We start from the raw sequence: 26,444 nt of genomic DNA, 5'->3' as shown, positions 1-26,444 counted from the left end.
CCACCCCTCACACTCCGAAGAACCCATCCGCGGTCATCTCGTCCAAGCTCTTGGCGAACGCGTCGGCCACCAGCTCCAGGTCCTCGGCGGTGTGCGCGGCGCTGATCAGGAACGCGTGCAGCTCCGGCAAATGCACCCCGTGCCTGCGCATGTAGTACGCCAGCGCGATCGTGGCCTTGAAGTCGCTGCCGGTCAGCCGGTCCCGGTACAGCCGCGCCGGGCGGTGGCTGAAGGTCAGCGAGAAGATCGAGCTGCGCGCCGAGACCCGGCAGGCGATCCCGCGCCGCCCGGCGGCCTCGCGCAGCGCCCCGGCGAGCCGCTCGGTCCCGGCCTCCAAGCGCGCGTAGACGCCGGGGTCGGCGCGCAGCCGCCGCAGCACGGCCGCCCCGGCGGCGCAGCTGAGCGAGTTGCCGCTGAGCGTGCCGCCCGCGAAGACCTTGCGCTCGTAGTCCTGGAACGGGTCGCGGGTGCTCCTGGCGACGTCGACCAGCCCGGCCCGCCCCACCACCGCCCCGCACGGCAGCCCGCCGCCGATCACCTTGCCCAGGCAGGTCAGGTCCGGCCGCACGCCCACCACCGACTGCACCCCGCCGTAGGCGACCCGGAACCCGCTGACCACCTCGTCGAACACCAGCGGCACACCGATCTCGTCGCACACCCGGCGCAGCGCCAGCAGGAACGGCGGGTCGAGCGCGACCACCGACGTGGGCATCGGCTCCAGCAGCACGCAGGCCAGCTCGTCCGCGTGCTCCCGCAACCGCTCCAGGCCGGGGACGTCGCCGTACTGGAGCACCAGCGTGCCCGCGACGGCGGCGGGGTCGGCGCCGTGCGAGCCCGCGACCGGTTCGGGCCGGTCGCGCTCGCCCGCGAAGCGGAACCACGAGCTGACCAGGCCCTGGTCGGAGAGCCCGTGGTAGTGCCCCTCGAACTTGGCGACCTTGGCGCGCCCGCCGCGCGCGCCCCGGCACATCCGGATCGCCAGCAGCACCGCCTCGGACCCGGAGTTGCAGAGCACCGCGCGCTCCGCGCCGGGCAGCGCCGCCACCAGCAGCTCGGCGAGCTCCACCTCGGGCAGGTTGCCCACCCCGTTGACCTGCCCGCGCCGCACGCCCTCGGTGACCGCCGCGACCACGTCCGGGTGCGCGTACCCCAGCAGGTGGGGCCCGTAACCGCCGCACAGGTCGACGTACTCGTTGCCGTCGAAGTCCCGCACCCGCCCGCCCGACGCCTCCCGCACGAACACCGGGAACGCGCTGGGGAAGAAGTACCGGTCCATGTGCGTCGGGGCCACCAGCGTGGAGCGGGCGCGCTCGCGCAGCCGCAGCGAGGTGGGGGCGCGCACCGCGAAGTCCTCGGCGAACCGCTCCTCCACCTCGGCGCTCATGTAGGGCGAGTAGCGGTCGGTGAACCTGCGGGCGTTGGCCCAGATGTCGATGTCCGGGTCGATCTGGCCCGCGAAGCCCTCGCACGACAGGAACACCAGCTCGACCTTGGTGAACGTGGTGGTGTACCGGCAGCCGTGCGCGCGCAGCACCTCGTTGACGTCGGCGAAGTACGCGACGGTGGACCACCGGTCGGTGCTGGTGTCGAAGTGGTGGCGCAACACCTCGGCCATCCGCCGCTCGTACCCGGCGCGCCGGGCCGCGAGGCCGGGGCCTGCGTGCACGAAGTGCCGGGTGAAGCGGTCCACGGCGACGGCCCACTCCTTGCGGGTGCAGGCGTAGTAGAACGAGGACAGGCCCCACTTCTCGTCCTCGGTCAGCTCGGCGGTGACGCCGTAGTCGAGCAGCACCAGCTCACCGGTCGGGGTGAACAGCACGTTGCCGGGGTGCGGGTCGCCGTGGCTCAGGCCGTGCATGTAGAGCATCGTGTAGACGGCGTCCTGCAGGCGGCGGGCGAGCTGGGCGCGCGGCAGCTCGACCAGGTGCGCGTCGCGGCCGGGGATGCCGTCGACGTGCTCCATCACGAGCACCCGCGTGGTCACCAGCTCCGGCACCACCTCGGGCACGCGCACGTGCGGGTGCCCGGCGAAGTCGGCGCGCACCCGCTGCTGCTGGTGGGCCTCGCGGCGCATGTCGGCCTGCGGCAGCAGCAGGCGGGCGACCTCGTCGAAGCGGTGCGGCAGGTCCAGGTGGCGCAGGCGCGGCACGAGCAGGTGGGCGGCGCGCACGAGCGAGCCGAGCGCGCGCAGGCTGCGCCGGATCTCCTCGGGCACCCCGTCCTTGACCAGCTTGACGGCGACCTTGCGGCCGTCGTGCAGGTGCGCGACGTGCACCTGGGCGACGGAGGCGCTGGCGATCGGGCGCAGGTCGAGGTCGCGGAACACCTCGCCCAGCGGGCCGCCCAGTTCGCGCTCCAGCGCGCGGCGGGTGGGGCCGGGCGGCATGTGCGGGGCGCGGTCCTGCAGGGCGCGCAGGGTGTCGGTCCACTCCGGGGGCAGCAGGTCGGAGCGGGTGGCGGCGATCTGGCCGAGCTTGATGTAGATCGGCCCCATGCGCACCAGGAACGCCAGCGCGGCCCGCGCCCTGCGCCGCTGCCTGCCGCTCTCCCGACGGCCGCGCAGTGCGGGCACGAGCAGGTGGCGGGCGGCCTCCAGCGCGAGGGCCGCGACCGCTCTGGCGAGGTGTCCGAGCACAACCGCCTCCGATCTCACAGCACGAACGTGAAGGCGCCGAAGGACATCCCGGCGCTGCCGACCCAGCCGACCGCGCGCTGCCCCGGTTTCAGCAGCCCCGCCTCGATCCCCGACGCCATCGCGGTGGGCACCGAGGCGGACACGACGTTGCCGGTGCGCGGGTAGACGTGGTGCACCACCGGGCCCAGGCCCGCCTCGTCCGCCATGCCCTGCCAGTAGCTGCTGCTGGAGGCGTGCGTGAACAGCGCGTCCACCCGCTCGGGCGGCACGTCCAGCGCGGCGAGCGCGGCCAGCGCCTCCTCCCGGCCGCGCGCGTGCATCTCCAGCCCGAAGGAGGTGAACACGCCGACCCCGTTGCGCGCCTCCTTGCCGGTGGGGTCGCAGAAGTCCCGGTAGTTGTCCAGGGTGACGTTGCACAGCGGCGCGAGGTCGGGGCGCGAGCGGAAGCTGAACCGCCACGGCTCGCCGTCGTCGGCGGTGAGCACGGTCGCGGTGGCGGCCTCGCCGAGGGTGCAGGCGGCGAACGTGGACGCCAGCGCCTTCGCCGCAGGCAGCCGGAACGCGCCGGGCACCACGGCCCCGCCGGGTCTCATGCTGAACTCGGCGTTGACGACCAGCGCCGTCCGGTGGTGGCCCGCCAGGAACAGCGACTCGACCACCTGGACGGCCCTGGTCCAGCTCATGCACGCGTCGAGCAGGTCGAAGCAGTGCGCGCGGTCCGCGCCGAGGGCGGCGGCGGCGTGGTAGGCGCCCGCCGGTTCCAGGAAGCCCCGGCCGACCCCGGTGTACACCAGCAGGTCGACCTGCCCCGGTTCCAGCCCGGCCCGGCGCAGCGCGGTGCGGGCGGCGGCGCGCAGCAGGTCGACGGGCCGCTCGCCGGCGTCGAGCCAGCGGCGGGTGCGGGAGCCGGTGTGCCGCAGGTAGACGTCGACCCGGCGCAGCAGGGCGTCCAGGTCCCCGGTGAAGGTGTCCGCGCTGTGCTCGGCGATCAGGTCGACGACGTCGGCGTTGCCGACCTCGCGCGAGGGCAGCTCGGCGGCGACCGCCCGCAGCCTCACCGCGCGCCCCCGCCGATCGGGGTGAGGACGATCCGGGCGCCGCGCGCGGGCGCGCTGGTGACCAGCCGGGAGGCGGGGCGCTCGGGGCGGCGCCGGTCGGCGGTCAGCGCGTGGCGGGCGAGCAGGACCCGGAGCACCTCCACCGCCTCCAGCACCGCCAGGTTCGCCCCCACGCAGCGTCGGACGCCGTTGCCGAACGGCATCCAGGTGTGCGCGGGCACCGCCCCCTGCTCCAGGAACCGCTCGGGCCGGAACGCGCGCGGGTCGCGGTGGTGCGCGGGGTCGTTGTGCACCACGCCGATGACCGGCATGAGCGTGGCGCCCCTGGTCAGCCGGTACCCGGCCAGCTCGACGTCCTCGGTGAGCGTCCACGGCAGCTCGGAGATCGGGGGGTGCCGCCGCAGCGTCTCCTTGACCACCGCCTCCAGGTAGCCGGTGTCGCCGGACGCGGCGGCCAGCGCGGCGGTGCGGGCCGCGGCGGGGTGGCGGGCCAGCTCGTGCAGCGCCCAGGCCAGGGTGCTGGCGGTGGTCTCGTAGCCCGCGACGACGAGGGTGACGACGTGGTCGCGCAGCTCCGGCGGGCTCAGCGCCCCCGGCCCGGCCGCGACGAGCAGCCGGGAGAGCAGGTCGGTCCGCTCGGCCAGCCGGGGGTCGGCGCGGCGGTCGGCGGTGATGGCGTGGACGAGCGCGTCGAGGCGGCCCAGGGTCAGCGCGGCCCGGCGCCACCGCCCCCAGCGGCGCAGGACCGGGCTGGGCAGCCCGAGCAGGACGGGGATGTCGACGGCGGGGAGCACGTCGAACAGCTCGCGCAGCCGGGGCAGGCGCGGGTCGTCGTCCGCGCCGAGCACCACGCGCGAGATCACCCGCAGGGCGAGGCGCCGCACCCTCGGGTAGCTGGGGAACGGCGAGCCGACGGGCCAGGTGGCGATCTCGTGCTCGGCGAGCTCGCGGACGGCGTCCCGGTAGCCGCGCACGGCGGGCTTGGTGAACAGCGGCGACAGCAGGGCCCGCGCCCGCCGGTGCTCGTCGCCGTCGACGCTGAGCAGCGAGTGCTCGCCCATGACGGGCTTGAGCGGCAGGTTGCCCTCGCCGCCGTGGAAGCGGGACGGCGGGGAACCGGTCATCGCCTGGACGTGGGCGGGGTCGTAGAGGAAGACCACGGCGCGCCACGGCCAGATGTCGAGCGCGACGACGTCGCCGTACTTGGCGCGCAGGCGGCGGGCCCAGCGGTCGCGGCGGGTGTAGAGGGCGGTCTGCACCGGCCACGGCAGGCGTGGTCCCGGCGGTGGCGCGCCGCGCGGGGCGTGCGCGTCGATCCCGGTCATGGTCATCGCTGCGGTCCCTTCCGGGGGCGGGGTCAGCCGGGGATGCGGACGGCCTGGCCCGCGTAGGCCAGGCCGGCGCCGAAGCCGATCAGCACGGCCCAGTCGCCCGCCCGGACCCGCCCGTCGGCGACGAGCCGGTGCAGGGCCAGCGGCACGGACGCGGCGCTGGTGTTGCCGGTGGCGCGCACGTCGTCGGCGACCACGACGTGCCCTGGCGGGTCGAGCCGGGCGGTGACGCGCTCGATCAGCTTCCAGTTGGCCTGGTGCGGCACGAGCGCGCCGACGTCGTCCCAGCCGAGACCGGTGGCGGCGAGGATCCGGCGCACCGCGTCGGGCACGGTGGCGCAGGCCCAGCGGATGACCGCGAGCCCGTCCATGCGCAGCGCGGGCCGGGTGGTCCCGGCCGGTTCGCCGAGCAGCGCGGGCCGCACCTCCAGCGCCGCCGCCCGGTCGCCCTCCGAGCCCCACACCACCGGTCCCACCCCCGGCGGGCCGTCCGTCGCGGTGATCAGCAGCGCGCCCGCCCCGTCCGCGAACACCGGGGCGGTGCCGGGGTCGTCGGGGTCGACGATGTCGAGCATCCGGTCGGCGCCGACCACCAGGGCCGTCGCGCAGTCCCCGGACGCGATGAGGGAGCGGGCCAGGTTCAGGGCGTAGCAGAACCCGGCGCAGGCCACGTTGACGTCGAACGCGGGCACCCGCAGCCCGAGCGCGGCGGCCACCTTCGGCGCGACCGCCGGGCAGGGCCGGGGGTTGGTGGAGGTGGCGACGACGAGCACGTCCACCGCGCTCGCGGGCGTGCCCGCGGCGGCGAGCGCGTCGGTCGCGGCGATCACGGCCATGGTCTCGACCGACTCGCACGCCGAGGCCACGCACCGCGCCTCGATCCCGGTGCGCTCCACGACCCACTCGCGGGGGCGCCCGAGCCGGGCGGCGACCTCGGCGGAGTCGACGGGCGCGGGCCGGTGCGCGCCGGTGGCCAGCACCCGGCACGCCATCAGGCCCACGGCCCGCCCGGTGTGGCGTGGGCGGAGACGAACTCCAGCACCGCGCGCGGGGTGTCGAGCGCGGCGGCCTGCTCGTCGCTGATGTCGATGCGGTAGGTGTCGCCGAGGACGGCGACCATCTCGGCCCTGGACAGGGAGTCGACGTCCAGGTCGTCGAGCGGGGTGTCGAGCTGCTCGTCGGGGAGCAGCACCCGGCGGTGGGGGTCGTCGGGGTGGACGACGCGGGTCAGGATCTCTTCGAGTTCCGCTGGCGACATGGGGGTTCTCCGTTCCGCCGGGTTCCCGCGCCGCCGGTCGGGGAGGCTGGTGGGGCGGCGGCTGAGCGGAAGTCTTGGGTCCCGCGCCGGGCCACCGGAACCCCGGCGGCGCGCGAACAGCCGGACGTACGAGCGCCGCCATCCCGATGGCCCAGACCCGTGCTGCTCCGGGTGCCACGCCGGTCCCCCGATCTCACCTGACCAGGTGAGGCCGGTGGTGCGAGGATGCGCACCCGTGCGCGTGGGCGGCAGCCGCCTGCTGGCCGAGCTCGCCTAGTGCCCCTTGAGCCCCTTCTTGCCGGGCGCCCAGTAGGGGACGCTGCTGATCCGCCGCCCCTGGACGCCCGCGCCCCGGAGCGCCCGGTGCAGGCGCTGGACCGACGACGCCTTGCCGGTCAGCACGGGTGCTGCGTCCGGCCCGACCCGGTGGGCGGCCAACACCGCCCGCTCGACCTCGGCCAGATGGGCGTCACCCGGCTCCCTGGCCACGAGCACGACGTCGACCAGCCCGAACCGGTCGAGCACGGCACGCGCCCCCTCGACCGACTCCACCTCCAGGACGACCCGAACGTCACGCGCCCGGTGAACCGCGACGGCCGTGCTGAACGACGTCTCGTCCCCGAAGAAAACCAGCGCCCCGCGCGACGCGGGCAACCGGACACCCCGACGCGGCCCCGCCACCCTGCAGGGCGCGCCCCCGACCGCCGACGCCGCCCAGTCCGAACCGGGCCCGTTGCCGTGGACGTGCCACAGGATCTCGGCCGTCCCGGTCGCCGGGTCGAGCGCCAGCGGCGTGTAGGAGCGGATCTCCCACGGCCCGAGCAGCGTTTCCCCGACGACGACGACCTGCACCACGTCCCCGGGCGTCCAAGCCGCCTTCCGCAGCCCGTCGCCCACGATCGACACCCACCGCAAGCCCGCGCCCACCTCCTCGACGCGGGTGACCTCGGCCTCGTGCGTGGCGAGGTCGAGGAGCAGCGACGTGAAGCGCCCGTGGGCCGTGGTCGTCATGGAACCGACGCTATGAGGCCCGGATTGATCTGTCCAAGACATAGAATGCAGGCTTATGAGACCTCTGAAGCATCGATTGCTCCCGTGGAACTGAGGCACCTGCGCTACTTCGTGACGATCGCCGAGGAGCAGAACTTCCGCAGGGCCGCCGAGCGGCTGCACGTCTCCCAGTCCCCGCTGAGCCGCCAGATGAAGGACCTCCAGGACGAACTGGGCGTGGCGCTGTTCGAGCAGGCCGGTCGCGGGGTCCGCCTCACCGCCGCCGGAAAGGTCTTCGCGGACCGGGCGCGCGGGGTGCTGGCGGGCGTCGACGCGGCCGTCGAGGAGGCCAGGGACGTCGCGCGGGGCAGGCGGGGCACCGTGGCCATCGGCTTCGAGCAGGGCGCCACCTTCACCGGAGCGCTGGCCTCGCTCATGGCCGCGTTCCGCAGGCGCGCCCCGCGCGTCGCCCTCCAGCTCGTGCCGATGGGCAGCGCCGAGCAGTGGACCGCCCTGCGCGACGGGACGATCGCCTTCGCCTGCGGATCGCACCCACCCACCGACGCCGACCTGTCCTCCCTTGAGCTGACCAGCGACCACCTGGGCCTGCTGGTCGCACTGGACCACCCCCTGGCGTCACGCGCGGAGGTCCGACTGCACGACCTGGCCGGTGAACGAATCGTCCTGGGCCCACGCGAGGTAGACCCCCGCCTGCACGCCCAGCTCGCCACCGCCACGCGGAACGTCCCGCTGGGCGCGATCACCGAGGTGGCCGACCTGGAGGTGCTCCTGGCCCTGGTGGCGATCGGCGACGGCGTCACGTTCCTCGCGCGCCGCACGGCCGCCCTCGTCACCCCGGTCACCTCGCTGGTGTGGCTCCCGATCGGCGACCTGGACGTCCGCCTGTCCGACGTGGCCGTCTGGCGAACGCGGGACGCGGACCTGCCCGTGGTGCGCGCCCTGGTCGAGTGCGCCCAGGAGGTCAGGCGTTGTTGACCGGGTCCCCGGTCCGCGTTCTCCCGAATCCGCGCCGGGTCGGTGCTCTTGGGCAGCACCGGGTACCCGCTCTGCACCCCCACCGCAGCAACACCCGAGCCTCGCTGACCTCGTGCTTGGCGGCCATCACCTTGAACGGCGAGTCCCCGCTCTCCCCGTCCGCCCGCATCTCGTCGGTCTTGCCACTGGCGTGCCCAGGCGCAGCCCGCCACGTGGAGAGCGGAACCAGGCTGCTGTACGCGATCGGCGCGATCCCGTTGTCCTCCAGGAACCGCACGATCTCCGGCTTCTGCGACCACGGGTGCAGTTCGATCTGATCGGCGTGCGGCAACGGCAGTCCGGCAGCCACCAACTCCTCGATGTGCCGAACGTTGAAGTTGGACACCCCCACCGCCCGAGCGCGCTCAAACTCGCCTCAAAAGCCGCCTCCACCTCCCGAGCCGACTTGAACACACACCCGATACCCCGCACGAATCGCAGCCTCAACACCGGCAGCAAGCGCCCGGTAGTGCCCAGCCACAATTTCCTCCCGCACAACGCTGTCAGGCGCATCCGACGACGTCCTGGAATCCCCAGCAAGGGCCCTGCACCTGAACGACTCCGAACGCACCCACCTGTTCAACCTCCCCCGTGCGTCAGGGCGTGCAACACCTCCTGTCCACGATCACCGCCCACAGCCCTTCCTTCCGCCGCTACTGGTCAGACCACGACGTTCCCCCGAGACCCAGGCCTGACCCTGGTCGTCTACACCGCAGAACCCCACTCCCCCGGCGGTGCGGACGTTCGGCGGCCAAGTGCCGGCGCCGAACGCCCCGGATCGCGACGCGCAGGAAAGCGCTCCCCACTTCACCTGCCCGAGTCTGATTTCTCCGAAATAAGCAGACGCGACCGCGAGAGCGCCGAGCAAATCCCGTTCCGGCACCACTCTCCGGCCACCAGGCCGACAGGAGACCCCAGTGGACGACGTTCACCCCCAACCGGGACGAGCACCGGTGACGTTGTCCACGAGCGAGGAGGACCTGGACTGGGCCTCACGCGACTTCGGCGGCGTCATCTCCCGCCGCCCCCGCGCCGTGCTCAAACCAACGAGCTTCGAGGAGATCCGCACCGCCCTGCTCGACGGACTCGCCCTGACGCCTCGCGGGCAGGGGCACTCCACCAGGGGCCAGGCCCAGTCGGAGGGCGGGGTCGTGCTGGACATGACCGGCTTCGACACCGCCCTGCGCCACGGCCGCACCCCACCGGTGCTGACCGACTACCTGGGCCTGTCGGTAGGCGGGACCCTGTCGGTGGGCGGTCACGGCGGCGCCAGCCACCAGCACGGGGCGCAGACGGACACCGTGCTGGAACTGGACGTGCTCACCCCGAACGGAAGCCGCACCACCGCACCCACACCCTGACCTACCCCCGGCTCGACGCGTTCCTGCACGACCAGCGCCGCCTCGCGGCGGACGGCCGGTTCGAGCACCTCCTCCACGACCTGGTCTTCGACGAACCGGCGGAGATCACCACGCTCCCCTACCGGGACTTCGCCGACCGCATGGCCCCGGCCGTGACCCTGCTGCGCGCCCTGGGCTCCTGGCAGCAGCCGCACCCCTGGGTCAACCTCCTGCTCCCCGACGAGGCCACCGAACAGCTGGTCATCGACAACGTCACGAGACTGGCAATGCCCGACAGCCCGCTGGTGTTCCTCTGCGCCGTCCTGTGCACCGCGACCGAGTCCACCGCACTGGGCACGACCGTGAAGACCTCACACCTGCGCGCAGCAGCACGGGCAGCGGGCGGAACCGTCTACCTGGAAGACCGGAAACCCTTGCCATAAAAGGTTTTCCACTATTCCAGCATGTCCGGATAGGACTAATCGCTGCGCCGCCCCCTGAGGCAAGGTCGGACGCGCTGCCAGTGCGGTCTCGGGTGATGACCTGGGGATCGCCTGCGGGATTAGCTGAAAGCCCTGCCCCTCAACGATTTCCCCACGAGGCCGCAGTTCTGCGGCATTCGGGGAAACGGGGTGGCCCTGCGTCGCGACTACCGGGGACAGGTGGGGCCGCGGGAGGGGAGTCGGCGTGGACGGGAAGGCCGAGCGCTGGTTGGTGGTCGTGATGGGGGCCGTCGTGCTCGCGGCGGGCGGGGTGTTCTCCACGTGGGTGGGGCGGGTTCTCGCGTTGGAGCACGGTTCCGGGTTCGCCGGCGGCGGGGCGTGGCTGCTGGTCGGGGTGGTCGGGTGCGGGGTCGGGGCCGCGGTGGTGTTCGGGGTGCGGGGGTGGGCGGTGCGGCGGTTCGTGGTGGCGGCGGTGGCGTCCCGGCGGTACCGGCGGCGGGTCTCGCCCGCGCTGCCGCTGACGGTGGCCGGGGTGCTGCTGGTGACGCTGGCCGCGGGGTGGGGGTTCGCCCTGCTCTCGCTCGTGGAACCGGGCGGCGAACAGCTCGGGGACGGCAGTGGCGGGTCGCTGTTGTTGGCGTTGCTGGGAGTGGTGTGCGCGGGTCTGCACTTCTCGTGGCGCTTCCGCCGCCGGGTCGAGGTGCCGCCGCTGGTCGCGGCCGGGCTCGCGCGGGTGGCCGAGCCGCCTGAGGTTCCGCGGGGTGCGCGGGCGTTCTCCTGGCGGTTGCGGGAGTTCACGTCGGGGGTGGTGATCGAGGGGACGTTCTTCCTCGTCCCGCTGGCAGGCGCGGCGCTGTCCGGGGAGGTGGGGTTCGACGAGCGGACGCAGCAGGGGCTGTTCATGGTGTTCGCGGGGCCGGGGCTGGTCAGCGGGATGTTGCTGCTGCTGATGATGGTTCCGGCGCACCTGCGGTGGATCGCGGTGGACGCGCTGCGGCAGCCGTCGTCGTTGCTGGCGCTCGCCCTGGTCGGCGGGGCGTTCGCGGTGGACTGGGCGCACGGGCACGGCGGCGTCCCGGCCCCGCTCCACACCGCGGCGCAGGTGGCGGTGCTGGTCGGGGTGCTGCTGGCCTCGGCCACGTGCATGGGCATCATGGAGCGCGGGCCGCAGCCGTGGCTCGGGCTCTACTACCTGGGGTTCTCCTACCTGCTGGGGTACCTGACCGCGCCCGGCGGCACGATCAGCCAGCCCGAGGGCGTCGCCGGGTGGGTGGCGGCGATCGGCGCGCTCGGGTACTGCCTGCGGGAGGGGCGCGAGCACTGGGAGCGGCACCACGGGGTCACGCCGGTGGTCGACGTGGCGTGACCCCGTGGCGCGTCGGGTGGCCGTCCGCGCCTACCGGCACACCCGGAGGGAGTCCACGCCGGGCGGCAGGGCGTCGCGCTCGTCCTCGGTGAAGGCGCGGTCGCCGATGACCCGGCACAGGTCGCGCTGCCAGGCCACCGGGTCGAGCGCCAGCGCGCCGCCCGGTCCGCCCGGCCCGCCGAACGCGCCCACCTCCTGGTAGAGCACCGTTCCCCCGTCAGCGGAGACGTCGACGAAGTGGTGGTTCCCGCTGTCGGGGAAGGCGAACTCGTAGGAGTCGACCGGGGCCTTGTCGCCGATCCGGTAGACGCGCACGGCGTTGTTCGCGGCGACCAGGTAGCGCCCCTCGTCGTCGAGGAACCCCGCCCGCCACCCGGCGGCGTTCCCGCTCGACAGGCTGCTCCCGATCCCGAGCTCCCTGCGGTGCGGATCGCGCCGCCACAGCTCCACGGCGGTGCCCGTGCGCAGCACCGCGAAGTAGCGACCGCTGGGGTCGAACTGGAGGCCGTAGGTGTACGGGGGCACCTCGACGGTCCCGGTCGTCCGCCCGGTGGCCAACTCGATCACGTGGGCGGTCGTCCCCTCCCGGACCAGGACGGCCACGTGGCCCTGCAGCGGGTAGGGGGCCACGGCCAGCGCGCTGGGCGGGGCGCCGGGCGGGAGCAGGGCCTTCGCGTCGAAGCGCGCGAGCTCCTCGCCCCGACGCGCGTCCCACTGCTGCACCACCGTGCCGGAGACGGTCACCACGCCGCCGTTCCGGTCGAAGTGGTAGGTGAAGCCCACGTCCTTCCCCGAGGGGTCGGGCGGGTGCGCGACGGCGGTGATCCGGGTCAGCTCCCGCAGGGAGGGGAGCTGGTGGACGGTGATCTCGTGCTCGCCCGTGCGGTTGACCAGCAGCTCACCGGACGGGTCGACGGCCAGGAGGTGCTCGCGCAGGCGCGGTGCGAGCGGCGGCGTCCCTGGGTGCTCGGCCAGCGGCGAACCGCTGTCCTCGCCCGAGGGGCGCAGCTGGAGCCGGCCGTCGGTGAGCCGGGTGACCGTCCCGGCGCCGTCGGGGGTGAGCACCCCGTCGTCCGCGTCCAGCACCTGGTTCCCGGTGGGCAGGGTGGTGTAGGTGACGCCCCAGGGGTGCAGCGCGCCCAGCAGCAGGTCGCCGCCGGACTCGACCAGCCCCGACAGGAACGCGACGGGGCGCTCGGCCGCGCGCTGGACGACGTCCGAGACCACCGCGCCCGCGCCGAGGTCCACCAGGACCAGCCCGTCCTCGCGCACGACGGTGCGGTGCCCCGTCGCGTCGGTCGACACCAGGGCGCACCGGGTGGTGGGGATCGCGGCGCCCAGCTCGATCCCGTCGGCGACCCGCAGGAGCTGGACCCGTCCCCCCGACTCGTCCCTCCTGCAGGTCACGACGCCGGTCCGGTCACCGGACACCAGCAGTTCCCGGTCCACGACGGGGTCGAGCACGCTGCGGACCTCCCCGGTGGCCAGGTCGGCGGCCACCAGTCCCTCGGCGGACGCGGCGCCCACGTCGTGGAAGGTCTTGACGAGCAGGGTCCGGTCGTCCGCCCCGAACCACAGCCCGTTGCCCGCGTCGAGGGGCAGCGGCGCGGTCCCGGCGACCGTGCCCGCGTCCAGGTCCCACCAGAGCAACCGGTCCCCGGTGGTGACGGCGACCAGCCCGCCGTCGGCGGAGATCGCCGCCGAGTCGTGCGGGTGCTGGGTGAACGCCTTGAGCCCCACCGCCCTCGGCAGCCGGCGCACCTGCCCGACGATCCGCTCGGCGTCGGGGCGCACCTCGAACCAGCCCGCGTCGCCGTCGTCCTCCACGAACGCGGCCCGCTTCCCGTCCGGCGCGACCAGGGCGTACAGCACGTGCTGGACGGGGACCTCGGCGTTGCGCACCTCCCCGGTCGCCGCGTGGACGGTCAGCGTCGTGCGGCCGACGTCGGTGACCGTGAGCACGACGTCGCCGTCCCGGCTGGTCTCGGCCGTCGCCAGCGGGCCCGGCGCCCCGGACAGCACGCGGGTGGCCGTCGCGTGCCTGAGGCGGTGCTGGAGGAGCTGGTCGCGCGCCTCCCGCGTCGGTGAACGCCGGTACGCGGCCAGCGCGGTCATCACCGACAGGGCCGGGTCGGACCCGACGACGTCCTGCGCGGCCAGGGCCAGCGCCCTGGACTCGGCCAGCGCCCGCCGCTCGTCGCTCTCCCGCCGGGTGGAGACGAGCAAGGCGCCCGCGGTCACCGCCGTCACCAGCAGCAGCACCGCGGCGGTGAGCCAGGCCCGCCTGCCCCGCGTCCTGGCGCGCTGGCGCCGGTGGCCGCGACGCAGGTAGTCGCGCTCCGGCACGGCGAGGTCGGCGGCGTGGCCCGGCAGCCACTGCCGCGCGGCGGCCAGCGCGGTCGCGTTGGGCAGCAGGTCGGGCGGGGCGCCCGCGCGGGTCCAGCGCTCCAGGTCGTAGCGCAGCGACTCCCGCCAGTCCAGGAAGGCCCTCCGGTCGGCGATCAGCCTGACCAGCCGGGGCCAGTGGGCGATCAGCGCCTCGTGCGCCAGCTCGACCCGGTCGTCGTCGGTGAGCGCGAGCAGCCTGGTGGTGGCCAGCAGTCGGGCCGCGCGCAGCTCGTCGGGGTCCAGCTCGGCGCGGGGCACGGCCCGCCTGGTCGCGGCGGGCGCGCCGAGGGGCAGGCGCACCAGCCTGGTGAGCAGGCGTTCGGCGGCCGGGTCGTCCTCCACGCGGGCCCAGGCGGCCTCGGCGTAGCCGCCCAGCGCGCCCGCGACGCCGCCGATCCCGTCGTAGGCGTGGTGGGTGAGCACGCCGCGCTCCTGCCGCTCCCACAGCAGGGCGAGGGTGAAGCCGAGCAGCGGCAGCGCCCCCGGCCCGTCCCCGGCGTCGGCGAGCACGCGGTCGGCCAGGTTCGGCTGGTAGCGCACGCCGGGGGTGCCGTCCACCGCGCCGGTGACCACCTCGCGCAGCTGGTCCGCGCGCATCGGCGCCAGGGCGTGCACGCGCCTGCCCAGCACCGGTCCGAGCCGGGGGTGGGCCAGCGCCGGTTCGAGGAAGTCCGCCCGCAGCGCGCACAGGACCGCGACCTCCTGCGGGACGCGGTCGCCGAACAGCGCCTCCGCCAGCGCGTCGACCTCGGCGGGCGGGAGCGCCAGCAGCTCCTCGCACTGGTCCACGACCACCAGCAGCCGGTCCGCGCCGTGCCGCTCCAGCAGCGGGGGCGCCAGGGCGCGCAACCCGTCCCCGGCCAGCACCCGAGCCAGGCTCGCGGTCTCGGTGATCAACCGGGCGCCTTCCAGCCCCGGTTCCAGCAGCGGCGCGAGCGCGGCGGCCAGCGCGTGCACGGGGCTGGCGTGGTGGCCGGGCCGCAGCACCGCGGGCAGGTCGCCCGCCGCGCGCCGTCGCGGGAGGACCCCGGCCAGCACCAGCGAGGACTTGCCGCAGCCGGACGGCCCGACCAGCGTGGTCCACCGCCGCGTCCCGACCAGGTCCGCCACCTCGGCGCTCTCCGCACGCCTGCCGCGGAAGAGCGCCGCGTCCGCCTCGGTGAACGGGCGCAGCCCGCGGAAGGGGGAGGACGGCAGCACCAGCGGGCGCAGGTCGGGGCGGGCGTCGAGCACCGCCGAGGTGGGGACGAGGTACCCGACGGGCGGGGTGCGCGCCTCGGCCGCCACCACCACCCCGACCACCCCGGCCGACTCCTCGTCCCACACCGGCCCGCCGCTGAAACCGGGCGAGATGCGGTAGCCCTCCCCCACCAGGTCGACCTGGACCCAGCCGTCGGCCTGCCGCTCGCGCAGCACCCCGCTGTGCCACACCCCGCCGGGTCGTCCGGCGGGAAGCCCGAAGACCCGGACGGGACGCCCCCACGGCTCGTCCACCCGCACCAGCCGCAGGGGGCGTGCGCCGGGCGGGGCGGCGTCCACGACCAGCAGGGCGAGGTCGTCGCCGTCGGGGGGCGAGCACCACTCGACGCGCCCGGCGAGGGGCGCCCCCGTGGTGAGCAGGGGCAGGTCCACCACGACCGGGGAACCTGCGGACGGGTGGCCGCCCAGCGCCGAGGCCAGCACGTGCGCGCAGGTGAGCGCCACCCGGTCGGTGATCAGGAAACCCAGTCCCACCGGCTGCCCGGAGTGCGTGGAGATCCGCAGCAGTCCCGCGCCCGGCGAGCCCGGTCCACCGACGTCGAAGGGCTCGGAAGCGGGCATCGTGGCCTCCAGCGGCGAGGGTGGTGACAGCGTGCCGGTCGGGACTGCGCCAAGCAGGCCGATGGGGCCGGATCACCGGAACGGAGCACCCGCCGACACCTCTCGCCGCGCAGCGGAACACGGGCTGGCCTTGGTGAGGGGGGACAGCGGGAAGAGCCACGGGAGGTCGAGCACAACGGCCGGAGGGCCGCAGAGATCACTGCGCCGAGCGGCCGGACGGGTGGTCCGCGTGCAGCGCCGGGACGGGCACGGTGGTCCCGGCCAGCAGCCGCAGCGCGGTCCCCTCCCGCACCACGCCGTACCGGGGCGGTTCGCCGCCCTGCTGCGCGACTGGCCGGCGGGCTGCGGGACGACCCAGGGCCTGGCGGTCCATGGTCGGGTCGGTGAAGGTGACCGGGAATGCGGCTTCGCAGGGGCCGCTGGTGCGGCCCACGAGGGCGTAGCCGGTCAGGAGGGTGTCGACGCCAAGCGGGCCGCCGCTGGCCGGTCAAGCGGGCGATCTGCCCCTACTGCCGCGCCCAATGGTGAAACCTGTTTGCACAACGATTCGCAGGACTCATCCGATGCCGTAGCGTCGTCTCCACAGCTAAGAACACCCCGCACCGACCGGTGGATCTTCGACCTGCCGACCAAGCAGATCCGCTCCGTGGGCGCGCTCGGCCACTGCCTGGAAGCGCGAGCGAACTCCTTCTTCAACCACACCATGGAGTTCGAGCCGTGCAGCAACGACAAGCCGGGGCAGAGGTGGAAGCGGGTGCAGCAGGCTTCGGGCGCGGACCTCGGTGACGGCCTGGCGGTGGACGTCCCGGTCGACCCCAACGCCGTCGCCTACACCTGGACCTTCGCCCTGCTCCGATCCCCGATGCGGTCACGCGCCCAGGTGGCGCTGGTCGCAGCCGGAAGTCCACACAGGACTCGCGCCACCCGCCGGTCACAAGGACGGGAGCATCCTGGCCTGGTCGGTGGTGGTCCACTCCAGCATCAGCAGGGTCGCGTCGTCCTGCAGCTCGCCGCCCTGGTGGTCGAGCACCGCGCGCACCACGCGGCGCAGGGTCTCCGGCGCGGGCAGGCCGGCGTGCTCGTGGCGTTCGGTCAGGTCCACCAGGCGGTCCAGGCCGAACGTGGTCCCCGCGGCGTCGCGGGCCTCCACGACGCCGTCGCTGTAGAACAGGACCCGGTCGCCGGGCTGGAGCTGCTCGTGCAGCACCGGTGGCTCGGTCTTCTGGAAGTCCGCCAGCCCCAGTGGGGTGCGGCCGGGTTCGTCCAGCAGGCGCACGCCACGGCCCTGGCGCAGCACCACCGGTGGCGGGTGGCCCGCGTTGAGGTAGTCCAGCCTGCCGCTGTCCAGGTCAAGGCTCGCCAGGAACGCGGTGGCGTAGACCAGCGTTCCGCTCTGGCGGTGCGCGGTGATCGTCTCGTCCGCCAGGCCGGCGGCGGCCACCAGGTCGCCTCCGGCGCGGCGGGCGTTGCGGGTGGCGGCCAGCGCCAGGGAGGTGATCAGCCCGGCCTGCAGGTCGTGGCCCATCGCGTCGAAGATCGCCACGTGGGCCAGGCCGTCGTCGACCGCGTAGTCGTAGCCGTCGCCGCCGACCCGGTCGTACGGCTCCATCGCCGCGGCGATCACGGCGCGGTCGCAGGCGAACACGGTTGGCGGGAGCAGCTGCCACAGGAGTTCGGAGGCCACCGACAGGGGCTTGGTGCGGCGCACGCGGTGGAACAGGTCGCCGTAGGCCTGCTTGCCGACCACCAGGTGGGCGATCAGGCCGGCCAACGTCCAGCAGCGCTCGCGCAGCGCCGGGTCGTGCGGGTCTGCGCCTGGGGGTAGTGCCATCCGGGTGGCGCCGAGGCGTTCGGTGCCGTCGAGCACCGGCACCCAGAGCACCGCCGTGCCGTCCTCGGCCGCGACGACGATCTCCAAGCGGGCGAACGCGCGGCCGGCCGCGGTGGCCTGCACCGACAGGGAGGGCTCCCCCGCCCGGCGGACGGGGTGCAGTTCGCGCTGGCCCAGGTCGACCAGGTAGAGCTCCACCGCCATCGCCAGCGGGGCCACCGCGCGGTCCACGATGTCCGTGACCTGGTCGGGGGTGGCCAGGTGCGCCCGGTTGACCATCTCGGCGAGCGCCACCTGCCAGGCTGTGTCCTCTTCCTGCACCCCGGAAGGGTAAGCGATCAACCCCACTCAGGGCGGGGGCGGCGGCGGGTCAGGGGACCCGCCACCACGGTCGGGCCGGGGGATGTCCTCACACTGGCGTCGGTCGACCTGGTTCGATCTTGGTTGTGGTGCGGATCTTCCCGAGCGGCACGGGTCGTGGAAGACGGTCCACAACCGGTTCCGGCGGTGGTCGCGGAACGGGGGGTCGACGAGGACCACCTCTGGCGTGCGATGGGCATGGCAGGCCGCTGTCGGTGGTGTTGACCGGCGGCAATGTCCACGACCGCACCATGTTCGGCCAGGTCATGGCCGGCATCCGGTTCCAGCGGCCGGGTCTCGGCCGCCCACGCGCCCGACCGGCGCGGGTGATCGCCGACAAGGGCTGCCCGACCCGCGCCGTCCGCGCCGACCGCGCCGACCTGCGCCGACGGCGCATCCCCGCCGTCATCCCCGAACGCCGCGACCGGCAAGCCAACCGGACCCGCCGGGGCAGCGCGGGCGGGCGCCCACCGGCGTTCGACCACACCGCCTACCGACGACGCGACATCGTCGAACGCCGCATCAACCGACTCGAACAGTTCCGGGCCATCGCCACCCGCTACGACAAGACAGCCCTGTCCTACCAAGCGATGCTCGACGTGGCCACCCTGACCCTATGGGTGTGCGCTCGACAGCACTCCCGCAGCCAGGTCGAGCATCTGGTCGACGTCGTCGGCGAGGTACATCAGGTCCACCAGGACGTGCCGGACCTCGGACTCCGCCTCCACGCGCTTGATCAGCTCGACCACCTCCGTCACGGCGGTGCCGGAGCGGACGGACGGGTAGATTCGCAGGATCACGTCCAGCTCGTCCGGGTCGCGGCCAGCGTCCTCCGCCATGGCGCGGATCAGCGCCCAGGGCTTGGTCACCGCCGTCTCGATGTCCGTGGTGCGGGGCGGGACCAGGGCCGGGAGCCAGCCGTCCGCACGGGTCGCGACGCGGCGCATCGACGCGGGCGCGAACGCCGCCAGGTAGATCGGCGGGCGGCGGGTCGGTTTCAGGGCGGCTCGGGTGGCGGGGAGGGTCCAGTGCTTTCCTCGGTACTCGGCGGGATCCGCCGTCCAGAGCTGGTCCAGCACGTCGAGGGTCTCGTCCAGGCGGGCGCCGCGTTCGGACATCGGGACGTTCACCGCCTCGAACTCGTCCGGGGACCAGCCGACGCCGAAGCCCGGCGCCAGGCGGCCCCCGCTGAGCACGTCGAGCGAGGTGAGGGCGCGGGCGAGCAGTGCGGGCGGGTACCAGGGGGCGTTGAGGACGTTGCTGCCGATCAGGACCCGCTCGGTGGCGGTGGCGGCCACGGCCAGCAGGACGAACGGGTCCAGGACGGCGCGGAACTCGGCCGGGAAGTCCTCGCCGCCGTTGTGGCCAAGGGTGGGGTTGACCGGGGACAGCAGGCGGTCGATCACCCAGAGGCTGTCGGCTCCCAGCTGTTCGAGCTCGCGCGCGTACCTCGCCGCCTGCGGGGCCTGCCAGGCGACGTTTCCGGCCTGCGGCAGCGTGAATCCGATTTTCACCTCGCCCCCGCCACGGAGTCGCGCACGTAGTCGCGCAGCGTGCGGGGCGCGCGGCCGAGGAGCTCGGTCATGGTCTCGACCTCGGCGGGGTCGGTCGGGATCGGCGCGGAGCCGAGGAGTTCGAAGCTGCGGATCCAGTCCGCGAGCTTCCGGCCGGACAGCCTGCGCGCGAACGCCTGGCGCCACTCGGGATCGTCACCGGTGTAGACGACCTCGCGGCCGAGCGCCTCGGCCCAGATCCGGGCGCTCTGCTCGCCGTTGAGCGACTCCGGCCCGAGGAGCTGGTAGGAGCCCGCCGCGAAGTCCGCGTCGGTCAGCGCGGTGGTGATCACCTCGGCGGCGTCGCGCAGGTCGATCCGGTTCACGCCGCCGGGGTGCAGCGGCGTCGGGAAGACGCCCGCCTCGATGTCGGCGCGGAAGACCTCGTCGTTCTGGTCGAAGTTGGTGAGGCTGAACATCGCGGGCCGCGTGCCCGTGCGCGCCAGGAACGCCGCGAGCTCGAGCTTCGGGGCGTAGGCCGGGATCGCTCGGCTCGCGGCCTCGCGCGCGGCGTCGTCCTCGATGTGGAAGCCGCCGAACACCAGGCGGGCGCCCGCGCGCTGGGCCTCCTCGCCGAAGAGCGTGGCGATCTCGACCTCGTTGCTCTCGTGCGGCGACACGTAGAACGCCGAGTCGACGCCGCGCAGCGCGGCCCGGACGGCCTCCCGGTCGGCGAGGTCGCCCTGCACGAGCTCGACCGCGTCGGGCAGGTCCGCCCGCCCCTTGTCGCGCACCAACGCCCGCACGCCCGCACCCCGGCGCACGGCCTCGCGCAGCACCAGGCCGCCCACGGTTCCCGTCGCGCCGATGATCAAAGTCTTGGCCATGTCCCACTCCGTTGACTTGAAGTCAATGACTCTTAATCAAGAGATACCGCTTCGCTGACTTCGAGTCAATGAGCTGTTAGCGTGGGCCCATGACCCGCGCCGCCACCGCTGCCGCCACCAGGGAGAAGGTCCTGGTGGCGGCCCGCGAGCTGTTCACCACGTCGCAGTACGAGGACGTCAAGGCGGCCGACATCGCCCGCGCGGCGGGCGTCGCGCACGGCCTGGTGTTCCACCACTTCGGCAGCAAGCAGGGGCTCTACGGCGAGGTCCTGTGCGCGATCGGCCGCGAGGTGCTGGACCTGCACGTCAACGACCCGGCCGTGCCGCTGGGCAGGCGGATTCGCCAGTCGCACGCGGCCCACCTGTCGTACCTCGCGGCGCACCGCGACCTGGCGCTGAACCTGGTGCTGCAACCGTGGGGGGTGGTGGAGTCGTTCGACCGCGTGCGGGACGACGGCAACCGGAACCTCGCCGAGAACCTGGGGCTGGACTTCGAGCTTCCCGCGGTGCGGACCGCGCTGCGGATGTACACGAAAGCGGCCGACCAGCTCGCGCGCGACTACTTGCTGGGCGAGCACCCGTTCGACCAGGGGACGGTGGTGGAGATGCTGATGACGGTGCTGGCGGGGGTGCTGCGGGCGGCGCGGGTCGCGGAGCCGTCGCTGAAGGTGGACCGGGCGCTCAGGGAGCTGGCGCGGTCGTAGTCGTGGCGAGTCCCCCGCATCAGGGCAACCCGACTTAGCCGCCCCTCAACGTACCCCCCGCTCGCACGCACCAGGCCCGGAGCGCCCCAGGTGAGGCGCACCCGGCCCAGGCGACCAGAGGTCACGTGTTGGCAGAACAGGCGATCCGCGCCAACTGCTCCTTGTCGAAATCGTCAGGATGTGCGGGTGCGGGAACGGGAACGCTGTCGCGCGTCACCACGTACCCCTTATAGGCCGCCAAGTCCGTCGAGGCCGGGATGTTGTCCGCAAGGCATGGGATCGCCATGACGGTCACTTCACCCCGGCTCGCGCGCAACTCCTTGACCAGCGTCCTGTCGTACCTCCACAGCACGGATTTCCCACCTTCGGGGCTTGCCTGGCCAGGATTGTTCTCCGGGCTGGGTTCTTCCTTCGTCGCGACTCCGGCCGCCACGTCCGCGAGCGAGGTGTAGATCTGCAGGTACCTCGGCACGTCGTCGAACCCGACGTCACCCGGCACGTACACCGCGAAGCCCATGTTCCTGGCGTGATCGGCCTTCGCGGTCAGGATCTTCCTCTCCGCGTCGAAGGAGACCCAGGTCGCCTTCCCCGGCATCGGGAACCTGTTCCCGTCACTGCACCGCGCAGCTCCGTACGGGAGTTCGTCGTAGCTGCTCTGCGGCGTGACGTAGGCGTCGGATACGTAGCGGTCCTCACGGATCTCACCCGAGACGCGGGCAGCCAGCCAGGCCGCGAACGGGGAGCGCTGCCGCGACACCACCAGCCACCTGCTCGTCACCCAGGTGATCTCATCGGTGGAGCCGACCTCGTCGAGGACGGGGTCACCGAGGCAGAAGAACTCGAACCCGATCGAGCAGCCCTTCGGGAAGCGGCCGTTGGGCTCGTGTCCGCGCGACGGCCCGCTCCTGCTGTTGACCCCTTCGGTACCCGCACTGAGCCCGATGTAGCGGGAGTGCCGGACCGGTGCGCCCGCGCAGGGCTCCGTCGCCACCGATGCCGGGACCGCAGGCAGCACCAGGTTCAGGAATGTGATCACTGCGGCGATCACGCTGCCCAGCGCCACCGACGCGGACACCAGTTCCGACCAGCGCTCCACGGCTCTGGGCTCATCACCTCCGGACGGGGAGCCTGCCGCAACCGCGACCGACCCCAACGCCCACGCGAGAACCGCGAGCGCGGCTCCCAATGCGACCAAGGAAGCGACCAGGGCGTCGACCCTGGCCACGGCCGACGCTCCGTAGAGGATCCCCCCGCGCACGAACACGATCCGCGCGACCAGTCCGAGCAGGCCCAGAACCAGCGCCACACCACCCGTCCAGCGGGCCACCCGCCTCCACCGCGCGCGCTTCGTCCTGCTGTCCGTTTCACGCGGTTCCCGAGGCGAGATTCGAGGCAGTCCACTTCGCGCACCTCTTCGCCCCTCCTTTTCAGGCTCACGCCCCACTCCACCAGGCATAAAATCCCCCTCCTTCACCCGACCGCGCAGACATCCCTGGTTACGCCACCAAATGGCTCCGAAAACGGGTCCGTTCGAGTGAAGGAACACTCATTCAAAACGAATTTTTTGCTACAACCTCCCGCAGCGCCGACACGGGTGACATACGACGTGCGGTTGTCAGCGACAGCCACCTTGACGTGGCCACTCTTCCCGATTTCCCGAGGGCTTCCCACCCCTGCAACTTCCACCACCTCCCGGGAGGCATTACGGCGGGCATTCCCCGACGGGCGTTACTCGTCTCATCGGGTGGTGACCGCTCGCCTGTTCGAGTTGAGTCGAGCCGACAGCACGTCTAGATCGTTTTCTTTCCTGGGTCAGCCCGTACGGTTCTCCCCGGAGGAGCACTGACCTCAGGAGGTACCTGTGGGAGAGCAGCTCGAACTGTTCGAGGCCTCCGCGTCGGCTGTGGGATACCTCCACCAGCTGCGCAGGGCACTGCTGTTCTGCTTTGAGCAGTTCCAATCGGGGGTGTTGGACTGGAGCGTCGCGGTGGAAGCCGGTGACGACATCGAGGTCCAACGTGAGGGCGAGCGCGACCTCTGGCAGCTCAAGCACCGCGCTCCCGACACCCGGATCACCAACGCTGATCCCGATCTGTGGAAGAGCCTGCGGATCTGGGTGACGCAGTGGAACGCTCGCGGTGACAGCTCTGACACCCCGACCTTCTTCCTGCTGACGACCGCAGACGCCGCGCAGGGCAGTGCCGCCTACTACTTGCGCCCGCCGGGCTCGAACAGCGGCCGGGACGAGACGAAGGCGCTCGAAGTGCTCGACCAGGCACGGGCCAACTCGAAGAGCAAGACCAACAAAGCGGCCTACGAGGAGTGGGACAAGCTCGACGCCCCACAACGACGTGACCTGCTCGCTCAGGTTCAGGTGCTCGACGCCGGTCCCGACATCGAGCAGGTCAGAGCGCAGTTGATCGGGCTCGCCAGCATCGCCGTCGGGCACAAGCACGCCGAGGTGCTGGTGGAGCGGATGGACGGGTGGTTCCTCCAGCGCGTGGTGTCCCAGCTGCGCGACCGCTCGGCCGGCGCGGTGACCGGTCTGGAGTTCGACGAGGTGTTCAGCGAGCGCCGGGACGAGTTCCGGCCGGGCAACCTGCCGATCGACGCCGAGATCGCAGACCTGGACGAGACCGGCGCCGAGCACGGGGACAAGACGTTCGTCCACCAGTTGCGCTTGGTGGGCGTTGGCGGCAACCGGGTGCGCCACGCGGTGCGGGACTACATGCGCGCGTTCGCCCAGCGGTCGCGGTGGTCGAACGAGAACCTGCTGCGTCCGGGGGAACTGGGCAAGTACGAACGCCGCTTGCTGGAGGAGTGGGAGACCCGCTTCGACGCCATGTGCGACGACCTCGGTGAGCAGGCGGCCGAGGAGGAGAAGGTCCGGGAGGCGAAGGCGATCTACCGCTGGGTCGAGCAGGACGCGCGGTTCGCGATCCGTCCCGGCTGCGAGGAGCCGTTCGTCACCAAGGGGTCCTACCACATGCTCGCCGACGAGCAGAGCGTCGGCTGGCACCCGGACTTCGTGGCACGGCTGATGGCCCTGCTGGAACCGGTGGGGGGCCGATGACCTCGGCCACCTCCTGGAGCAGGGAGGAGCGGGCGCTGTTCAACCCGGCCTTCACCGGCCTCGTGTGCGCCCGCGTCGTCCAAGGCCACGCCGCCAAGCACAATCCCTCCTGCCGATTGCCCATCGTGGTCATGGCCGCGATCATGGCCTTCCAACCGGCCGTCCGCGACCTGCTGCCGAAGAACACCTCGGCCAACCTGCCCAAGTGGGTGGAGGACAACGGCGCGGTCAAGGTCCACATGGCCGCCAACGTCCCTGGGCTGGCCGACGTGGTGCGTCCGGGCCTGCTGTTCGCACTGCAAACCGGGGTCTTGGCGCTCGACTCCTCGATGGTCAGCCTGACCAGGCGTGCGATCCCAGCGGCCATCACCGGAACGTCCCGCGAAACGACCGCCATCCAGAAAGCCGCCCACATGCTGGGGCGGTGGCTCCCCACCGCGGGCTCCACCGCCACGACCCTCACCCTGCTCGGAGTACGCCCTTGACCTGGCAGCTCACCTCGCTGACCCTGTACGGCCGACGTCCCGGCCAGGTGCGCACCCTGGACTTCGAACCGGGCGCCCTCAACATCATCACCGGTGACTCGCTGACCGGGAAGACCTCGCTCTGGACGATCGTCGACTACTGCATGGCCAGCAACGACTACCCGGTCAGCGCAGGGGTCGTGCGCGACCACGTGGCCGTTTTCGCCATCCAGATCACCAGTGGCGACCGCAGGCTGTTCATCGCACGCCCGTCGCCGCTCAAGGGCATCACCCCCGCCTCCACCAAGCTGTGCTTGGTCCAGCAGCAGCTCGGTGACGCGCCGCTGGCGCGCGAGGAGATGCGCTTCACCTTCGCCTTGGACGCAGCCCGCGGACAGCTCGCCGACTTCTGCGGGATCGACCGCACGGTGCGCCTGCCCAGCACCAGGGGCAACACGATGTCCCCCTCGATCCGGCAAGTGCTGTTCTTCTGCGCCCAGGGGCAGAACGAGATCGCCAACCCCGAGCAACTGTTCCACTCCCAGGGGCGCGACCACCACACCCAGGCGATCCGGGACGTACTCCCCTACTTCCTCGGGGCGGTCGACCCCGAGCAGGCTGCCCTGCGCGCCCGGTTGCGCCGACTGCGGGCCGATCTGCGCGACCACGAGCGCGAACTCGCCAGGCAGGAGGCAGCCACCCCCGCGCCGGGGCAGGCGCGGGCGCTGGTCAGGGAGGCGATCGAAGTCTCGCTGCTCCCCCAGCGCTCCGTGGACGACCTCACGGGAGAGGAGGCCCTGCGGCTGCTGACCGAAGCCGTGCGCGCTCCGCTGCCCGGCGGCGCCGAGATCCCGACCGGCACCGACGACCCGTTCCAGCACCTGGAGCAGCAGCGCAGCGAACTGCGCAGCGCCTACCACCAGGCACGGGCGCGGCTGACGGCTCTGAAGCAGGCGCTGCGCGAGCGCGGCGACTTCCTCACCCACGCCATCGACCAGCACGAACGGCTGGCCTCGCTCAACCTGCTGCGCATCGGGAACGAGACCTCCACCGACCGGTGCCCGGTGTGCGGCAACGAGGTCACCGACGCCAACGAGACCATCTCCGCGCTGCGCGCCGACCTCGAGCACCTGGACGCGGACGTGGTGTTCGTCAACGACGACACCGCCCAGCTCCAGAGCCTGATCACCCAGGTCGAGGAGGAGCAGCGCGAACTGCGTCAAGCCCTGAGCGCCAACAACGAGGAGCGTGAAGTCCTCGAAGCGGGCGCCCGCGCGATCGCGCGCTTCCACGACAGCGCGCTGCGCGCGGCCTCGGTCACCGGCAGGATCAGCCTCTTCCTGGAGACCACAGGCCGGTTGGCCGTCGCACCGCGCATCCCGGACAGGCGCGAGGTGCTGCGGGCCGGCATCCAGGCGCTGGAAGACCTCCTCAGCGACGACGTCCAGGCCGACCGCCTGAACAGCAGTCTCTCCCTGATCAACCGGAAGATCTCCACCAAAGCCCGCGCGCTGCGCCTGGAGCACTCCGAGGCGCCCGTGCGGCTGGACCTGCGCCAGCTCAGCGTCGTGGCCGACACCTCAGCGGGCCCGGTGCCCCTCAACGAGATGGGCGGCGGGGAGAACTGGCTCGGCTACCACTTGGCCGTGCTGCTGAGCCTGCACGAGTGGTTCACCGAGCACGACCGTCCCGTGCCGCGACTACTCGTCCTGGACCAGCCCTCACAGGTGTACTTCCCCGCCGACTACAGGAACGCAGGTCTGGAGCCGGAACGTGAGTCCGACCGGATCGCCCTGCTGCGCGCCTACCAGGTGATCGCCGACACGATCAACGGTCTCGGCGGCGCCCTGCAGGTGATCGTCATGGAGCACGCGGACCTCGAGCAGGAGGTCTTCAGCTCCGCCGTCATCCAGCGCTGGCGACAGGGACAGGGGGCGCTGGTACCGACCGACTGGACCAGAGCGTGA

21 protein-coding genes and 1 pseudogene are annotated in these 26,444 nt (G+C 73.0%); 9 read left to right on the top strand and 13 right to left on the bottom strand.

Annotated elements, in window-relative coordinates; genetic code table 11:
* Positions 1–7 precede the first annotated feature (7 nt).
* The 6 genes from AMIR_RS15660 to AMIR_RS15635 all read right to left on the bottom strand — a co-directional run bounded on the left by AMIR_RS15660 (position 8) and on the right by AMIR_RS15635 (position 7,293).
* Positions 8–2,635, bottom strand: a complete 2,628-nt coding sequence (locus tag AMIR_RS15660) for an aminotransferase class III-fold pyridoxal phosphate-dependent enzyme (protein WP_015801935.1) — start codon at positions 2,633–2,635, stop codon at positions 8–10.
* Positions 2,636–2,649: 14 nt separating this feature from the next.
* Positions 2,650–3,693 carry a 3-oxoacyl-[acyl-carrier-protein] synthase III C-terminal domain-containing protein gene (locus AMIR_RS15655; protein WP_015801934.1) on the bottom strand — a complete coding sequence of 348 codons (1,044 nt, stop codon included), beginning with the start codon at positions 3,691–3,693 and terminating at the stop codon, positions 2,650–2,652.
* The gene (locus tag AMIR_RS15650; protein ID WP_015801933.1) at positions 3,690–5,024 is read right to left on the bottom strand and encodes a cytochrome P450; all 1,335 of its coding nucleotides are present in this window, start codon (positions 5,022–5,024) and stop codon (positions 3,690–3,692) included. Before AMIR_RS15650 ends, AMIR_RS15655 begins: the two co-directional genes overlap by 4 nt.
* Positions 5,025–5,050: 26 nt before the next feature.
* The gene (locus tag AMIR_RS15645) at positions 5,051–6,016 is read right to left on the bottom strand and encodes a 3-oxoacyl-ACP synthase III family protein (RefSeq protein WP_015801932.1); all 966 of its coding nucleotides are present in this window, start codon (positions 6,014–6,016) and stop codon (positions 5,051–5,053) included.
* Entirely contained in the window at positions 6,016–6,282 is a 267-nt protein-coding gene (locus tag AMIR_RS15640; RefSeq protein WP_015801931.1) for an acyl carrier protein, read from the bottom strand. The genes AMIR_RS15645 and AMIR_RS15640 overlap by 1 nt, the downstream gene beginning before the upstream one ends.
* A 273-nt stretch (positions 6,283–6,555) precedes the next feature.
* Complete coding sequence (locus AMIR_RS15635) at positions 6,556–7,293, bottom strand: siderophore-interacting protein (protein ID WP_015801930.1); 738 nt, start codon at positions 7,291–7,293, stop codon at positions 6,556–6,558.
* Positions 7,294–7,377: 84 nt separating this feature from the next.
* Here AMIR_RS15635 and AMIR_RS15630 point away from each other — a divergent pair, with 84 nt between their 5' ends.
* The gene (locus tag AMIR_RS15630; protein ID WP_041836785.1) at positions 7,378–8,268 is read left to right on the top strand and encodes a LysR family transcriptional regulator; all 891 of its coding nucleotides are present in this window, start codon (positions 7,378–7,380) and stop codon (positions 8,266–8,268) included.
* Here AMIR_RS15630 and AMIR_RS15625 read toward each other — a convergent pair.
* Positions 8,255–8,659, bottom strand: coding sequence for an aldo/keto reductase (locus AMIR_RS15625; protein ID WP_049796853.1), 405 nt, complete (start codon positions 8,657–8,659; stop codon positions 8,255–8,257). The two genes, AMIR_RS15630 and AMIR_RS15625, sit on opposite strands and share 14 nt — an antisense overlap.
* Positions 8,660–9,260: 601 nt before the next feature.
* Here AMIR_RS15625 and AMIR_RS15620 point away from each other — a divergent pair.
* From AMIR_RS15620 to AMIR_RS40315, 3 genes are all read left to right on the top strand, one after another.
* Positions 9,261–9,668 (top strand): FAD-binding protein, encoded by a 408-nt coding sequence (locus AMIR_RS15620; protein WP_041836784.1) that lies wholly within the window; start codon positions 9,261–9,263, stop codon positions 9,666–9,668.
* Complete coding sequence (locus AMIR_RS15615) at positions 9,665–10,090, top strand: hypothetical protein (RefSeq protein ID WP_143761128.1); 426 nt, start codon at positions 9,665–9,667, stop codon at positions 10,088–10,090. The genes AMIR_RS15620 and AMIR_RS15615 overlap by 4 nt, the downstream gene beginning before the upstream one ends.
* A gap of 244 nt (positions 10,091–10,334) precedes the next feature.
* A complete protein-coding gene (locus AMIR_RS40315) occupies positions 10,335–11,456 on the top strand; it encodes a hypothetical protein (protein ID WP_015801926.1) in 1,122 nt (373 codons plus the stop codon).
* 30 nt (positions 11,457–11,486) lie between these two features.
* Here AMIR_RS40315 and AMIR_RS35765 read toward each other — a convergent pair whose 3' ends face one another.
* The 3 genes from AMIR_RS35765 to AMIR_RS15595 form a co-directional block, all read right to left on the bottom strand.
* Positions 11,487–15,665 (bottom strand): S1 family peptidase, encoded by a 4,179-nt coding sequence (locus AMIR_RS35765; protein ID WP_015801925.1) that lies wholly within the window; start codon positions 15,663–15,665, stop codon positions 11,487–11,489.
* 196 nt (positions 15,666–15,861) lie between these two features.
* On the bottom strand, positions 15,862–16,038 hold the full coding sequence (locus AMIR_RS40310; RefSeq protein WP_187313518.1) for a hypothetical protein: 177 nt from the start codon (positions 16,036–16,038) through the stop codon (positions 15,862–15,864).
* A gap of 558 nt (positions 16,039–16,596) precedes the next feature.
* Positions 16,597–17,817, bottom strand: coding sequence for a PP2C family protein-serine/threonine phosphatase (locus tag AMIR_RS15595; RefSeq protein WP_041836783.1), 1,221 nt, complete (start codon positions 17,815–17,817; stop codon positions 16,597–16,599).
* A gap of 125 nt (positions 17,818–17,942) precedes the next feature.
* Between AMIR_RS15595 and AMIR_RS43225 the strand changes: the two are divergent.
* Positions 17,943–18,440: pseudogene (locus AMIR_RS43225) on the top strand (transposase); the annotation flags it as partial.
* Positions 18,441–18,470: 30 nt separating this feature from the next.
* Here AMIR_RS43225 and AMIR_RS15590 read toward each other — a convergent pair.
* Together AMIR_RS15590 and AMIR_RS15585 are read right to left on the bottom strand one after the other, a co-directional pair.
* Positions 18,471–19,370 carry a TIGR03619 family F420-dependent LLM class oxidoreductase gene (locus AMIR_RS15590; protein ID WP_015801922.1) on the bottom strand — a complete coding sequence of 300 codons (900 nt, stop codon included), beginning with the start codon at positions 19,368–19,370 and terminating at the stop codon, positions 18,471–18,473.
* Positions 19,367–20,236 (bottom strand): NmrA family NAD(P)-binding protein, encoded by an 870-nt coding sequence (locus AMIR_RS15585; RefSeq protein ID WP_015801921.1) that lies wholly within the window; start codon positions 20,234–20,236, stop codon positions 19,367–19,369. Before AMIR_RS15585 ends, AMIR_RS15590 begins: the two co-directional genes overlap by 4 nt.
* An 89-nt stretch (positions 20,237–20,325) precedes the next feature.
* On the opposite strand from AMIR_RS15585, the gene AMIR_RS35760 reads away from it, so the two are divergent.
* On the top strand, positions 20,326–20,940 hold the full coding sequence (locus AMIR_RS35760; protein WP_015801920.1) for a TetR/AcrR family transcriptional regulator: 615 nt from the start codon (positions 20,326–20,328) through the stop codon (positions 20,938–20,940).
* A 121-nt stretch (positions 20,941–21,061) separates the two neighbouring features.
* Here AMIR_RS35760 and AMIR_RS15575 read toward each other — a convergent pair whose 3' ends face one another.
* A complete protein-coding gene (locus AMIR_RS15575) occupies positions 21,062–22,267 on the bottom strand; it encodes a hypothetical protein (protein ID WP_143760742.1) in 1,206 nt (401 codons plus the stop codon).
* Positions 22,268–22,801: 534 nt separating this feature from the next.
* On the opposite strand from AMIR_RS15575, the gene AMIR_RS15570 reads away from it, so the two are divergent.
* The 3 genes from AMIR_RS15570 to AMIR_RS15560 are packed head-to-tail and all read left to right on the top strand — an operon-like array spanning position 22,802 to position 26,444.
* Positions 22,802–24,013 (top strand): ABC-three component system protein, encoded by a 1,212-nt coding sequence (locus AMIR_RS15570; RefSeq protein WP_015801918.1) that lies wholly within the window; start codon positions 22,802–22,804, stop codon positions 24,011–24,013.
* Complete coding sequence (locus AMIR_RS15565; protein ID WP_015801917.1) at positions 24,010–24,498, top strand: three component ABC system middle component; 489 nt, start codon at positions 24,010–24,012, stop codon at positions 24,496–24,498. The genes AMIR_RS15570 and AMIR_RS15565 overlap by 4 nt, the downstream gene beginning before the upstream one ends.
* Positions 24,495–26,444, top strand: coding sequence for a DUF3732 domain-containing protein (locus tag AMIR_RS15560; protein ID WP_015801916.1), 1,950 nt, complete (start codon positions 24,495–24,497; stop codon positions 26,442–26,444). Before AMIR_RS15565 ends, AMIR_RS15560 begins: the two co-directional genes overlap by 4 nt.

The sequence above is a fragment of the Actinosynnema mirum DSM 43827 genome (assembly GCF_000023245.1).
Taxonomy (GTDB): domain Bacteria; phylum Actinomycetota; class Actinomycetes; order Mycobacteriales; family Pseudonocardiaceae; genus Actinosynnema; species Actinosynnema mirum.
The sequence above is the reverse complement of the archived record's forward strand: the minus strand, read 5'-3'. Positions and strand labels throughout refer to the sequence as shown.